General features: G+C 47.7%; 14 protein-coding genes. 5 read left to right on the plus strand and 9 right to left on the minus strand.

Going from position 1 to position 12,650, the window contains the following annotated elements; genetic code table 11:
• The first annotated feature begins 15 nt into the window (after positions 1-15).
• Positions 16-369 (plus strand): YkgJ family cysteine cluster protein, encoded by a 354-nt coding sequence (locus tag ACN0T0_RS00695; RefSeq protein ID WP_417222062.1) that lies wholly within the window; start codon positions 16-18, stop codon positions 367-369.
• A 102-nt stretch (positions 370-471) separates the two neighbouring features.
• Here the strand turns inward: ACN0T0_RS00695 and ACN0T0_RS00700 are convergent, their stop codons facing one another.
• From ACN0T0_RS00700 to ACN0T0_RS00720, 5 genes are all read right to left on the minus strand, one after another.
• The gene (locus tag ACN0T0_RS00700) at positions 472-1,845 is read right to left on the minus strand and encodes a sigma 54-interacting transcriptional regulator (RefSeq protein ID WP_417222064.1); all 1,374 of its coding nucleotides are present in this window, start codon (positions 1,843-1,845) and stop codon (positions 472-474) included.
• Positions 1,846-1,866: 21 nt separating this feature from the next.
• Positions 1,867-2,352 (minus strand): hypothetical protein, encoded by a 486-nt coding sequence (locus ACN0T0_RS00705; RefSeq protein ID WP_417222066.1) that lies wholly within the window; start codon positions 2,350-2,352, stop codon positions 1,867-1,869.
• Positions 2,345-3,724, minus strand: coding sequence for a sensor histidine kinase (locus tag ACN0T0_RS00710; protein WP_417222069.1), 1,380 nt, complete (start codon positions 3,722-3,724; stop codon positions 2,345-2,347). Before ACN0T0_RS00710 ends, ACN0T0_RS00705 begins: the two co-directional genes overlap by 8 nt.
• A gap of 79 nt (positions 3,725-3,803) precedes the next feature.
• Entirely contained in the window at positions 3,804-4,169 is a 366-nt protein-coding gene (locus tag ACN0T0_RS00715; RefSeq protein WP_417222071.1) for a hypothetical protein, read from the minus strand.
• 215 nt (positions 4,170-4,384) lie between these two features.
• On the minus strand, positions 4,385-5,269 hold the full coding sequence (locus tag ACN0T0_RS00720) for a fumarylacetoacetate hydrolase family protein (protein ID WP_417222073.1): 885 nt from the start codon (positions 5,267-5,269) through the stop codon (positions 4,385-4,387).
• Positions 5,270-5,399: 130 nt separating this feature from the next.
• Here ACN0T0_RS00720 and ACN0T0_RS00725 point away from each other — a divergent pair, with 130 nt between their 5' ends.
• The gene (locus tag ACN0T0_RS00725; RefSeq protein ID WP_417222076.1) at positions 5,400-6,671 is read left to right on the plus strand and encodes a hypothetical protein; all 1,272 of its coding nucleotides are present in this window, start codon (positions 5,400-5,402) and stop codon (positions 6,669-6,671) included.
• A gap of 13 nt (positions 6,672-6,684) precedes the next feature.
• Here the strand turns inward: ACN0T0_RS00725 and ACN0T0_RS00730 are convergent, their stop codons facing one another.
• From ACN0T0_RS00730 to ACN0T0_RS00745, 4 genes are all read right to left on the minus strand, one after another.
• Positions 6,685-7,389 (minus strand): DnaJ domain-containing protein, encoded by a 705-nt coding sequence (locus ACN0T0_RS00730; RefSeq protein WP_417222079.1) that lies wholly within the window; start codon positions 7,387-7,389, stop codon positions 6,685-6,687.
• An 11-nt stretch (positions 7,390-7,400) separates the two neighbouring features.
• Positions 7,401-8,099, minus strand: a complete 699-nt coding sequence (locus tag ACN0T0_RS00735; protein ID WP_417222081.1) for a VWA domain-containing protein — start codon at positions 8,097-8,099, stop codon at positions 7,401-7,403.
• A 104-nt stretch (positions 8,100-8,203) separates the two neighbouring features.
• The gene (locus ACN0T0_RS00740; protein ID WP_417222082.1) at positions 8,204-9,919 is read right to left on the minus strand and encodes a GNAT family N-acyltransferase; all 1,716 of its coding nucleotides are present in this window, start codon (positions 9,917-9,919) and stop codon (positions 8,204-8,206) included.
• Between the two features lie 131 nt (positions 9,920-10,050).
• Positions 10,051-10,239 carry a hypothetical protein gene (locus ACN0T0_RS00745; RefSeq protein WP_417222085.1) on the minus strand — a complete coding sequence of 63 codons (189 nt, stop codon included), beginning with the start codon at positions 10,237-10,239 and terminating at the stop codon, positions 10,051-10,053.
• Between the two features lie 215 nt (positions 10,240-10,454).
• Here ACN0T0_RS00745 and ACN0T0_RS00750 point away from each other — a divergent pair, with 215 nt between their 5' ends.
• The 3 genes from ACN0T0_RS00750 (at position 10,455) to ACN0T0_RS00760 (ending at position 12,603) form a co-directional block, all read left to right on the plus strand.
• A complete protein-coding gene (locus ACN0T0_RS00750; RefSeq protein ID WP_417222088.1) occupies positions 10,455-10,742 on the plus strand; it encodes a helix-turn-helix domain-containing protein in 288 nt (95 codons plus the stop codon).
• A 74-nt stretch (positions 10,743-10,816) separates the two neighbouring features.
• Positions 10,817-11,887, plus strand: a complete 1,071-nt coding sequence (gene dinB, locus ACN0T0_RS00755) for a DNA polymerase IV (protein WP_417222090.1) — start codon at positions 10,817-10,819, stop codon at positions 11,885-11,887.
• Positions 11,888-11,979: 92 nt separating this feature from the next.
• The gene (locus ACN0T0_RS00760) at positions 11,980-12,603 is read left to right on the plus strand and encodes a nucleoside deaminase (protein ID WP_417222093.1); all 624 of its coding nucleotides are present in this window, start codon (positions 11,980-11,982) and stop codon (positions 12,601-12,603) included.
• The last annotated feature ends 47 nt before the right edge of the window (positions 12,604-12,650 follow it).

The raw sequence follows: 12,650 nt of genomic DNA on the forward strand, positions 1-12,650 counted from the left end.
ACTAAAAGGGTATCAATGAACAACAACCAAGAGATTATCGTGCGATTGCGTGAGCGTATCCCCTCATTTGAGTGCACGCCGGGTTGTCACGATTGCTGTGGTCCTGTAACAGCCTCATCGGAGGAGATGTCGCGGTTACCGGTAAAGTCTGATGCAGAGCATGAGGCGGCATTAAATGAATTTAGCTGCGTTCATCTCGGGCCAAAGGGCTGTACGGTTTATGCAGAGCGGCCATTGATTTGCCGTTTATTTGGTACGACACCACGTTTAGCCTGTCCAAACGGTTGCCGGCCGGAAGAGATGATCGAGCCTGCCATTGAAGACCAAGTGCATCAACTTATCGCAAATACTCGGCAAGTGTTGGTATAAACTGATTGGCTTACTGAGTGTCTAGTCGATGGGGTAAAAAGGAAAACCGCTTACAACGAAAAAGGCTGATGTGTTTGCATCAGCCTTTTTTGTCGCTGGGTTTTATCCCGCTTTTTTCTGTTCGAGATACTCATTACTTTTGCGGCTTAGCTTGAACTGCGAGGCTTCTAAATCATGCTTGTTAAGCAGTTTATAGAAGTCGGTGCGGTTGCGCTGGGCAATCTTGGCCGCTTGGGTCACATTGCCTGCGGTGATATGCATCACTTTGGTGAGATAGCTGCGTTCAAAGCTGGATCGGGCTTCGTTAAAGGAGGGGATAACCCGGTCCTGATTAGCGATTGCCTGATTGACCAAGCCTTCGCTGATAATCGGTGCGCTGGATAGCGCAACGGTCTGCTCGACGACGTTTTCTAGTTGACGCACATTTCCCGGCCAAGCGGCTTGAGCAAGAATATGCAACGCCCCCGGTGAGATGCCTTTGACCTTAGGGTTATGTCGCTTAGCCGATTGCTCGACAAAAAAGCGCGCCAATAGTGGGATATCTTCAGGGCGATCCCGTAGAGGTGGAAGGTCTAGATTAACCACATTGAGACGGTAATACAGGTCTTCACGGAACTCACCATCTTCCATGGCGAGTTCAAGGTTGCGATGAGTGGCCGATATTACCCGTACATCGATATCGAGGGAACGGGTCGAGCCGACAGGGCGAATGGTGCGTTCTTGAATCGCCCGCAGCAGTTTAACCTGCAGCGTGGTTGGCATATCACCGATCTCATCCAGAAACAGAGTGCCACCTTGGGCTGATTGAAATAGGCCTTCATGCTGGGTGACTGCGCCGGTGAATGCGCCTTTGGCATGACCAAATAGCTCTGATTCCAGCAGCTGTTCGGGTAGAGCACCACAGTTGATAGCGACAAAAGGTTTACTGTGACGGTCGCTGGCATTATGAATAGCTTTGGCCATCAGCTCTTTGCCGGTACCGCTCGGGCCGGTAATCAGTACGCTAACATTAGATTTAGCAACCCGTTCAGCTTGGCTGAGTCGTTCATTCATCAATGGGCTTTGGGTGACGATAGCACTGCGCCAACTATCATCCTGCGCATGAGCAGAATCCAGTGCAGAATTGATGGTGCTGAGTAGCTGGTCTTTATCGATCGGTTTTGTCAGGAAGCCGAAAATGCCTTTTTGGGTTGCATCAACGGCATCAGGAATAGAGCCGTGGGCCGTGATAATGACCACTGGCAATGCAGGGTGATCCTCTTGAATGGCGGAAAATAACGCCATGCCATCCATACCATCCATGCGCAAATCGCTCAGAACAAGGTCGGGAGTTTCATGCTTGATACGTTGTAGTGCTTCAACGCCTGAGTTGGCGGTATCTATGCGAAAGCCAGAAGCACTTAAGCGCAGGCTCAGAACTTTTAGGATACCCGGATCATCATCAACGATCAGGATGAGTTGCTGAGTCGATTTCATATTTTTCTCCTCTCTGTCTTTCTAGCGAGACAGGTCATTCTCAATGCGAGTTAAGGCTTCTATTTGCTGCTTGAGCTTATCCCGTTCGGTGGATAGCGCTTTGCGTTCAAGGTCAGCGGTGTTCAGAGCACGTTGTAATGTCATGACCGCCAGTGTGTATTGGTAGCGCACTAGCAGGTATTGCTCCGCATCTGATTGGGGGGGATTATTTAAATCGAGCTGTTCAAATAGCGCGATGGATTTTTTTAATTGGGCCGTGGTGTTATCCGGCTGACTGAGCAAAATAGCCAGCGTGATCGTTTTCTTATCGGCAGTCGCTTTTTTGAGTAGTAAGGACCTAACATTGGATGAGGCCTGTTGGTACTGTTGTTCCTGTGCCATCCATTCGGTCATATCGCCTAATACACATGAGGCTTCTAAGTGTTTCTCAGGTGTGGGCATGAGTTGCCTTGCCTGACAGCCGCTGATGATGACCGCGGCCAATACGATTAGCAGTGCTTTACGCATGGGTAGCCTGTTTTTGGTTTGGAATACTGATCATAAAACTTACAAAACCATCCTTATTGCTATGTAGTTCTAAATTGCCGCCCATGGCTTTGATTGATTCACGGGCAATACTTAAACCGATGCCGGAGCCTTTGACTGATCCTTGACGTTTATTGACCCCCTGATAGAAGGGATCAAACAGCTGTGCTAAGTCGCTATCGGGGATCTCTGGGCCAGTATTTCCGATCTCTATTTTGAGACCGTCATTTTGGGTTGTTAATCCTATTTTGAGTAGCCCCTTTTCACAACCGTAAACCGATGCATTGGAAATAAGATTGCTTAACGCACGTTGTAATAACGCTTTGTTGACGCACCAAGGGCAATCTTGTTTCGGTAATGTTACCTGAATCTGCTTCTGTTTGAGCAATAGTTTATGGGATGCCAGAGATTCTTTGATGATGGGCAAAACCGACTGACTGTTTAGCTCATGCTCTCCGCCGTGTTGTAAGCGGTTGTAATCTAATAATTGCTCAATAAGCGACTGTAGCGAGAGGCTGTTTTCCTGCATCAGCGCGATAATTTCTTTCTGGTTCTGGGTCAGCGGACCGGCCAGCTCTTCGGCGAGTAAATCGGTCCCTTCTCTCAGTGTTGTTAGGGGTGTCTTTAACTCATGAGACATATGCCTTAAAAAAGCCTGTTTTTCCTGTTCGAGCAACTGCAAATGGGTTTCAAGCCATTCGAGTTGATCATTCAGAGCAAGAAACTCTTTTGGTCCCTTAAAGGGTTCAGACATATCCAGCTGACCATGACCTAAGGCCTTGATCCGTAACATCAGTTGTTTGACCGGCCGGGTGATTCGGATGCTGAAAAAGAGAATCAGAATGGTCGATAGGGTTATCAGTAACCCTGCCTGCAGCCAGAGCAGATTTTGCTGTTCTTCTGCTTTCGCATTGAGAAATTCTAAGCGTTGGTCAAGTTTCTTGCGGGTGTCATCATACAATGTCTGGGTTAGAGGCACCAGTCTACTGACTTTTTCGGCGGTCTCTTTATCCAGTGGTAAGGTTTCAAGTTCGGCGATCAGCGAAAAAATAGTGGCGATATTACCGGAATCAATCAGAAAGCTGTGTAGCTGTAGGAGTTCTTTATATTCAGCGAGTTGCGACCGAAAACGATCTTCTATTTCGGTCTTTTTAAGCACTTCGTATTGTCGTGCTGAGCGAACTAGATCGCCGGAGAGCTCTCGGAGGTGTTGGCTGCGACTGAAAAAATCAAGCGCTTCTTTGGCGTGCTCGCGTCCCTGGCGAGACAAAGTCACCATCGAGTCCGTTGCTTGGTAGATAAGTACACCCAAGGGGGCGACAACTAGAAAAAAAGCCAACACCACCAGTTGCATTAATGATCGTGTTTGCAGCGAAGAACGCTTCACAGTATTTAAGTTATTTATAGTATGACGTTTCCTAAACAATGCATCGTTAGATAATTCTCAGTGCTGAAAGGTTGAGTATGCTTCGAAACCCTTTCACTTCTGCTTGGAGTGGTGCGACCTCTTGCTGGTTAAGCACGCCATCATTGTTGATATCCAGTTTATGAAAACTGCTTGCCAGTGTTGGATGCTGCCGCATCTCAGTTAATGATACTTCATTGTCATGATTTCTATCGAGTGATTCAAACATTGTTAATGAACGTGTTCTGTTCACAAGCTTTGCCTCTTTAGGCAGCTCAGAACGAATATGTTCAATGACTTTGACATTCGATAGCCGTTTTAATCGGTATTCAGGTTCCGCCTGTGCCATTGTTGCTGTCAATGTCAGTGCTAATAGTATGGTTGCCCTATGCATACCCGATCTCCTAATAATTGCCTGTTATTCACTGATTAGCAATTGTTAGGCCGTATTTATAAAATAACCTATTAAACAATAAGATAGCTTTTGTTTAATGGGTGTTCATGTAGGCTAGTATGAACTAACTTCTTAATATTGTCTCTAAAAGCAGACGCGTATTTAGTCGGTGTTTACTGTTCTTTTATAAAACAATAACTTAAAGGGTTATTGTTTTAAGACACTGGCCGTTGACTGATGAAGCTATTGTTCTCTGACTCTTGCAAAATAGGGTTGCTCAAGCGGCCAATATTTTCGATTTCGATCGTTACGACATCACCCGGTTTCATATAACCTCGGGGTTTCATTTTCACACCCACGCCGCTGCAGGTGCCGGTGGCGATGACATCTCCGGGTTTGAGCGTGCATACCGACGAGAGTGTAGCGACTAACTGATAGCAGTCGAAGATCAGGTGGCAGGTGTTGGAGTGCTGGCGTAACTCGCCATTTAGCCAAGTCTTGAGGTCTAGATTGTGTGGCTCAATACTGTCGGATGTAACAATCCAAGGCCCCATGGGACCGTGACTATCAAACGATTTCCCCAGAGTCCAAGTGGGGGATTTAATTTGCCAGTCTCTCACCGATACATCATTAACGATGGTATATCCAGCAATGGCTTGAGGTGCCTGCGCCGCACTAATGTTGCGGCAATATTGCCCAATCACCAGTGCCAGTTCGCCTTCATAATCGAGCTTGTCAGAGATATGAGGACGGTAAATAGGCGCCTCTGGGTCAGTGACGCAACTTGATTGTTTATTAAACAGAGTTGGGAATTCCGGGATGGCTAAGCCGGTTTCCGCGATATGGTCGGCATAATTCAGCCCGACGCCGATAAATTTTTCCGGCTGAGGAATCGGTGCCAATAGTTGTACTTGATGCAAATCAAGAGGGCTGTTAGCGGTGGATATCAGCTGTTCCAGTTGTGGCTTAAATACTTCAAACTGGTTCAGCAACGCTGGCATTGTGCCCGAAAAAAGCGTTTCAGGAATGGCTATGATCTGCTGAGCAACAACACACCCTAGCTGTTCTTTTTCTGCATGCTTAAATCGCGCTAGCTTCATTGCCTAGGGTCCCTAATTATTTGAAAGTGAGAGTGATTTTAGCAGAGTATAAACTGATAATTCGTCCCCGTGCACTACTTTAAGTGGTCTGTATTGCAGGGTATGCTAGAAGGAATTTAATGAGTTAGACATGACAAAACTGATGATTCGAACGGTTGTTCATATTTCGCCTTTGTTAATGACGCTGATGTTAGCAGGATGTGCGGTAGAAAAGCCGAAGCCTTTTCCTTCTCAAGCGCCGCTACAGTCGCTGTCCGGTGTGGTGGTTGAAAGCCAGGATCAGCTCTGGTTTCAACCTTGCCATGAAAAGCGTTGGTGGCCACTGCAGGATTTTACCGAACAGCAAGCGTTGACAGAGTATTACCAGCGGTTCACTGAATTTAGCAAAAAAGAGCTATATATGGAGTTACAGGGGGCGGTGGAGCCTGCACTGGATAATCGATTATTGGTTAAACAGATCGATACGGTGGGTGGTACGGCCGCCACCTGTAACTTTCGCCTTGATGGTATAGTGTATCGGGCGGCGAGTAGCGATCCTTATTGGGTTGCCGATATAAGAACTGACCATGTTGTGGTTAAAAGTATCAAGCCGCTGGGACGTTACCGTTTTAAAACGCTGGGGGAGTCCGAAGCCAAGGACTCCAAAGATGATGACACCGAGGTTGAGACGCCATTTCCTGTGATAGCCCGTTATCAGGAGGTAAAGCCAAGTAAAAAGCCATTTCAGATAACCATAATGCAGCAGCGTTGCATCGATAGCGCCAGTGGCACCCTGTTGCCGTTGACGGCGCAGATGACTTTTTTCGGCCAGCAGTATTCCGGGTGTGCCCGTCAAGGTCATACGGCGATCGAAGCGGTGACAGGACTATACTGGTATCAGCCGCCAGAGGGACATCAGGTGATGTTTAAGTTATCTGACGATAATCAAGTTCAGTTGGTCAGCCGTGATGCCGCTGGCAAGGTTGTGACTGAAAAGGGGCGTTGGCAATACCTACAGTCAGGCAAGCTAATTTTTAGTATGTTGGATGCCAATCAACACGAGTATCTGATGTTATTTCGTCGTACCACCGCTGGGCCGTTGGTGTTACAAACCGGTTCCGAGCGTTTGGCGGCCTTAGGCGCCACGTTTCAGCTTTGGCAGCCTTCAGGGTTGGAGGGGGGGCAGTTATTGCCGTCTGACCAAGAACGGCAGATAAGCGATGATCATGACACTATCATGAATGTATTGTTAGCGAGTGATAACCCAGTACCCTCTGCGACCGCGTCTGAGATTGACGATTCATCGACGCCTGCCGCCTCTCCACTGACGGGTGCCGTGTTGCATGACTCGCCCGTGCAGGCGGCGGATATCGATGATGAACTGTTAAACGAGATCATTGTGGATGATGCTAAGCAAAAGTAGCTACGGTGTTTGCTTAGCTAAATTGTTTTAATAAAAGATCCTTGGCTTGATTAATCTCCGCCGCTAAGTAATCGCTACCGCCTCGGTCCGGGTGCAGTTTCTGCATCAGCCGGCGGTGGGCTTCAATAATGTCATCTTTTGATGCCCCAGACTCAAGGCCGAGTATTTGATAGGCCTTGTCTATTTCGCTGGGTGCGCTGGCGTGATCGTGATCATCGGTATGCCAGCTGTCACCAAAACGTTTATCTAGATAGGTTTCTAGCAGTCGGGCGGATTGGACATCGTGTTGGCGGCAGTAACTCAGTAGATCAATAAACTCCGCTTCACTTAGGCTCGCCAGTTGACGCCCCAGTAATGGACCCTCCAGCACCTCTCCCTCGAGTGAGCCACTGTCGTGATCTAGTTGCATCTTGAGAATCCGGCTTTTGACCTCTGAGGTGTTGCCGGCGCTGCTTTGCTTGCTTTGATAGTGTTTAAAGAGCTTGCCAACGATAGGGAGCATCGGAATCAATCGCCGCGCGAAGGGCAGTAGGATAGCAAATACGGCACCTAGCCAATGGAGCTTGCCGGTAAAGGTGAGATAGAAGAGGGCGGCGGCGAGTACACCGAGCAGTAGCATAATATTGGCTTTGCGTTGATCTGCAGGTGATTTGCGGCGCAGCCAAAAGAACCAACACAATAACAGTAAGCCGAGCAGTATAAGAACAATGGGGTTCAAGATGAGAATCCTTAGGATTTGAGCTGATGAGTAAGTTGAAGAACATCCGGATGGCCTTGCTTAGCATACTCGAGCAGCGCCCGTCGACCACCTGTCGCATAGACCGCTACGGCACTTAATAACGCTTTTAAGGTGGCAGCACTGCTGTTGTCAAAGCGACAGTAAGCTCCGCCTGAGAGTTTAGCCATCTGTTTAAAGGCGTTAGCTGCGGTGATGTCGCGGCCCTCCTGAAAGATAAATAATGGCGTGGAGTGAATACCGAGCTGTCCGGCAAGTTGGCAGAGAAAATCGACCGGCTCCTCGACGCTGTCGCCAATAAAGATAATCGCTTGGATGGCCTGTTGGCGGGTTTGTTTGAGGCTGTGTTGTAGCAAACGAGCAATCTGGGTATGACCCCCGAGGCACTGTACTTGATTCATTCGGTTGAGCAAGCTGTGGGTGTCCTGTAGCCATTCACTGGCGCGGAATTGCTGCATGCCACCGTAGTGACACAGCTGCACTGCTAGCTTGCCGAGTTCTTGAGTTTCGAGAAACATCTCACTTTGTAGATGGCAAGCATGATCCCAGGTTTTCTCGCGGCTCGCGGTGGCATCGAGGGCAAAGATTAACCGGCCGTTACCTTGGGGGACTGTCAACTGTCGTGCTTGTTGCAGAAACGCTTCAATTTCTTGCTCGCTGGAGCGTGGGCTGAGAGCGTGTTTATCTTTCATAGGGTTCAGACCTGACGAGTATTGACTGAAAATAAGTGTCTGTCGGAAAGTCTGGCAGAAAAAAAGAGGCCTTGCAGCCTCTTTATGATCTAAAACTAAATGGGTTAATTCAATGAGCCGATATAGCGGCTGCGTTTTTTGGCTTTTAGGTGGTTCATATCGACCAATACCAACCCATCCACACAGAAATTGAAGTCGGCATCGACACCAAAATCAAGAAAGCGCACGCCCCCGGCTTCGCAGACATCCGCATATTGTTTGTACAGGGTTGGCACCGTGCAGTTAAGGAAATCCATCTGCTGTTTGAGTATCTTGAAATCTTCTTTATAGTCGTTGCCGCAGAATAGCGTTTGTAGGTCGCTAATGGTGTCCGGTTTAATGCTATAAGGGGTCAATGACTTGCCTAGGCTATCGTTGTCGGGGAAATACAAACGATAAAAATATACCAGTAGATCTTTAGCATGTTGCGGATAGCTATTACTCAGACTTACCGGGCCAAACATATAGCGTACTTCTGGGTGCCGTTTAAGGTAGGCGCCGATTCCATACCAGAGATAATCTAGGCTGCGCTTCCCCCAATATTTAGGTTGCACAAAGCTTCGGCCCAACTCAATACCCTGTTCAAAATATTGCTGCATTGCAGGAGTATAGTTGAACAGTGTTGAGCTATAGAGCTGATCATCTTCACTGTTATTCATGCGCCAAGCTTCAGCAAGACGGTAGGCTCCAACGATCTCTAGCTCTTCCTCATCCCATAGAATGAGGTGGCGATAGTGGGCATCATAACGATCGATATCGAGTTTTTCGCCGGTACCTTCACCAACACAGCGGAACGATACTTCCCGCAGGCGGCCCACCTCCCGCATAACAGCCGAGTCGGCATGGTAGTCGAATAGGTAGATGCGTTTACCGTCGGCGGTCTCTCCTAGACGCTCAGATTGCTTGAGTTCTTTTTTTAACGCTTGTCGGTTTTGCGGGTGAGCGATGGTTTTTTCGGTTTTAAAGATTGGCTTTCGACCTTTTGCCAGCCGGTAGAGATGCTTACGCACCATTTTGCTTTTTTCTTGGCCGGGTAGTGGCAGCTTATCTAATTGGCTGTAGGGAATGGGTTCGCCGATTTTGAACTGCAGGTTCATGGCGCGTTTATTAAACATTTCCCGCGGAAGCAGCAGTGCGGCAAGCGCTTTATTGAAACCGGATACGGTGTAAAACAGTGAGGAGTTTTTACCGCCAATGAAAATGGGTAGGATCGGGCTATTGGTTTTGCGCGCAAAGTGAAGAAAGCCCTGATTCCAGTGGCTATCTTTAATACCGGTAGGGCCGGCTCTGGAGACCTCGCCGGCAGGGAAAATAATCACCGCTTCTTCGTTATGGAGAGCGTTGTTGATATTGGCGATATCCTGTTTGCGGGTCGCCTTATTGAGATTGTCGACGGGCAGTAATAGCGGGCTCAGCTGAGTAAATGATGACAGCATGTCATTAGCGACAATACGTACATCCTTACGTATTTCACCAATCATTTTTAACAGAGCCAGTCCATCGAGCGCCCCTAGGGGGTGATTCGCAATGATCAGCACTCGCCCGCTGGAGGGGATATTCATTACATCTTTATGGCTCAGCGAGTAGGTGAAATTAAAGTAATCGAGTACGCGGTCAATAAAATCAAACCCTTGATAGGTGTGGTTTTCCTCAAGAAAGCGGTTGACCTCCTGTTCATGAAAAATACGTCGCATAGCAAATAACGCAGTATTTCGAATAACGGAGGGTCTGGACGCAAAAGAGGGGTATTTATGGGTGATGACCTGTTCAACGTTGATCACGATCGCTAACCTTTCTGATGACTATTCAGCTGTCGAATTTATGTGATTTGCGTGACAGTAGGTTGTCAGAAAGGTGACAGTGTAGTTACAGCGCCGGCAGTAACCGGCGAGTGCTGTTAAGAGGAGGGCCATTAATCAAACTCGAGGGCATCCTTCCAAGGGTCTTTATCTTCGATACGACGTCCGTGGTTTTTACGCCGATTCTCTTGGAAGCGTATCTCATCACGGCGGTCTTTGTATTCACGTCGGTCATGACCTGAACGCTTGTCGTTAAAGGGCGTTTCATGACCGGTTGTTTTGTTGGTTTTATCGCTTGTCATCATTTATGTCCTATTTCTTATAGCTAAAGTTTAGAAGACTTTTGATTTATTTCGAGGCTGAAAAATGCTTCATGGGGCTATATACGATCAAGGTCGAGTTTTGATCCGATTGTTTGGACGTTATCATGCTTAGGCCTTATAATAAGGTTTTCTAATTTAGCAATTGTGAATCTTAGTCTTTTGGCTTTGAGTTCGTCTAAGGAATCTGAAGTATCATGAACAATCTCAACAGGACGTTTGCGCGTCGGTTGTTTATCTCATATTTGATAGCAACAACCGAACGCCCAAGTGTACCGGTCCTGATGGAGCAAACTGGTTGGCCACGGCGTACCATTCAGGATGTGATTAAAGCAATTCCCGGTATGGGGGTTAATGTCTATTTTAAGCAGGATGGGCGGCGTAATAACGATGGTTACTATGTGGTCGATAATTGGGGGGCTATTAATCCTGACTGGTTACGCGAAAATATTAATCGTGTAAAGCAAGCGTTAGAAATCAAGTAACTGTTTTTTTGTACAGTATTTCGTAGTAGGCTTGGGTAAATACAAAACCAGTTTGTGTTGATCCGGGCCATGAAGTGACTGATACACCTTTACGTAAAATTATTCATTGTGATTGTGACTGCTTCTTTGCTGCCGTTGAGATGCGGGATAATCCATCCTTGAGTGATATCCCCTTAGCCATTGGTGGTTCATCTGATCGTCGTGGAGTGATCTCCACCTGCAATTATCCCGCTAGACAATTTGGTATTCACTCGGCAATGGCAACCGCCCATGCCATGAAGTTATGCCCCAATCTGACCGTCATTCCCGGTAACATGGAAAAATACCGACAGGCATCCGCCGCGATCATGTCGATCTATGCTGACTATACTGATCAGATTGAACCGCTATCCCTCGATGAAGCTTATCTTGATGTGACCGGTTCGACGATTAAGGGCGGTAGTGCAACCTTAATTGCACAGGAGATACGGCAGCGGGTGAGGGACAATGTTGGGATTACTATTTCCGCCGGCGTCGCGCCTAATAAGTTTATCGCTAAAATAGCCAGCGATTGGTATAAGCCGGATGGGCTTTGCGTCATAACCCCGGAAAAGTTAGAAGCCTTTGTGCTTGAGTTGCCGGTTCAAAAGATTTTTGGTGTAGGCAAGGTGACTGGCGCTAAGTTACAACAGATGGGCATAGAAACCTGTGCTGATCTAAGAACATTGAGCATGGCTCAGTTGGTCGATCGCTTTGGTCGCTTCGGTAAACGCTTATATGAACTAAGCCGAGGTGTTGATGACCGCCCGGTGAAAACGAGCCGAGAACGTAAATCGATCAGTGTGGAGCATACCTTTGCTGCTGATTTACCTGATCTCGATAGCTGTATTGAAAAGTTGCCGGCCATGTTGAGCGAACTGGCACTACGCTTTCAGAAACATGCGCAGCAGCGTGAGATAGCCGGTGCAGTGATGAAGTTAAAGTTTTCGGATTTTACCCAGACCACCGTTGAGCAAAGTGCTGCGGAATGTCCGTTGGTGCTGTATCAGCATCTCTGTCATGAAGCTTGGTTTCGAGGCAAAAAAAAAGTGCGTTTAATTGGGGTAGGCTACCGTTTGCAAGCAAAGAACCAACAACAAGCGGTGCAGTTAAAATTACTGGAATAATTGCTTAAACGAATAATTAAGTATGCTAACTAAACACCTAGTGATGGGGTTAATAGTCGCTTCTTTAATGGGGGCGCCGAAGAGGTAGACCGATGGTTAGAGTTGATCAGGAAAGCGTTCAAGATAGTGCGCAAATAAGCACACTGATCAATCGCTTAAATCGGCTTCAGCCTGACCCGGCGTATCGTGACGATCTGTATGGCATAGATGCTTGCCGCCTAGCGCTTGATGCGCTGGAACAGGGGAATTATGGTGTCGCGGCGCTACTCATTGATCCCCAAGGGCAGGTGGTGGCGCAATCGGAAAATCGGGTTTTCAGTCAGGCAGTGGCCTCTAAAGACAGTGCGAACGCGGCCTTTGCTGATTACCACAGCAGCGCTCATGCGGAGATGTTGCTTATTGATCAGTTGGAAGCTGGGCTGGTGCCACACCCTGCGGAGCAGTTAACGCTGTTGGTGACATTGGAACCTTGCCCAATGTGTCTTACACGCTTACTGGTTTCAGGCATTGGCTCTGTCCGTTATATCGCCCGAGACCCTGACGGCGGAATGCTAACCCAAGCCGATAAACTCCCCCCTGCATGGCGTAATTTGATGCAACTGCAAAGTCATTATAAAGCCCATGTATCTACCGCGGTGAGAGCGCTAGCCTCGGATATTGCCGCGACTAACCTTGTTACCCTTCGTGGTAAACTGTTCAAGCATATCCGTTCCTGACTCTATTTTGTGCAGTTGCACAGTGCTATAATCGCGCTTTTTTTGCC

This window comes from Amphritea sp. (assembly GCF_048266285.1).
Lineage (GTDB): Bacteria > Pseudomonadota > Gammaproteobacteria > Pseudomonadales > Balneatricaceae > Amphritea.

What these genes read in the sequence shown, in the direction of transcription:
- ACN0T0_RS00695 (WP_417222062.1), top strand. Translation starts at nt 16, where the DNA reads ATGAACAACAACCAAGAGATTATCGTGCGATTGCGTGAGCGTATCCCC.
- ACN0T0_RS00700 (WP_417222064.1), bottom strand. Translation starts at nt 1,845, where the DNA reads ATGAAATCGACTCAGCAACTCATCCTGATCGTTGATGATGATCCGGGT.
- ACN0T0_RS00705 (WP_417222066.1), bottom strand. Translation starts at nt 2,352, where the DNA reads ATGCGTAAAGCACTGCTAATCGTATTGGCCGCGGTCATCATCAGCGGC.
- ACN0T0_RS00710 (WP_417222069.1), bottom strand. Translation starts at nt 3,724, where the DNA reads ATGCAACTGGTGGTGTTGGCTTTTTTTCTAGTTGTCGCCCCCTTGGGT.
- ACN0T0_RS00715 (WP_417222071.1), bottom strand. Translation starts at nt 4,169, where the DNA reads ATGCATAGGGCAACCATACTATTAGCACTGACATTGACAGCAACAATG.
- ACN0T0_RS00720 (WP_417222073.1), bottom strand. Translation starts at nt 5,269, where the DNA reads ATGAAGCTAGCGCGATTTAAGCATGCAGAAAAAGAACAGCTAGGGTGT.
- ACN0T0_RS00725 (WP_417222076.1), top strand. Translation starts at nt 5,400, where the DNA reads ATGACAAAACTGATGATTCGAACGGTTGTTCATATTTCGCCTTTGTTA.
- ACN0T0_RS00735 (WP_417222081.1), bottom strand. Translation starts at nt 8,099, where the DNA reads ATGAAAGATAAACACGCTCTCAGCCCACGCTCCAGCGAGCAAGAAATT.
- ACN0T0_RS00745 (WP_417222085.1), bottom strand. Translation starts at nt 10,239, where the DNA reads ATGACAAGCGATAAAACCAACAAAACAACCGGTCATGAAACGCCCTTT.
- ACN0T0_RS00750 (WP_417222088.1), top strand. Translation starts at nt 10,455, where the DNA reads ATGAACAATCTCAACAGGACGTTTGCGCGTCGGTTGTTTATCTCATAT.
- ACN0T0_RS00760 (WP_417222093.1), top strand. Translation starts at nt 11,980, where the DNA reads ATGGTTAGAGTTGATCAGGAAAGCGTTCAAGATAGTGCGCAAATAAGC.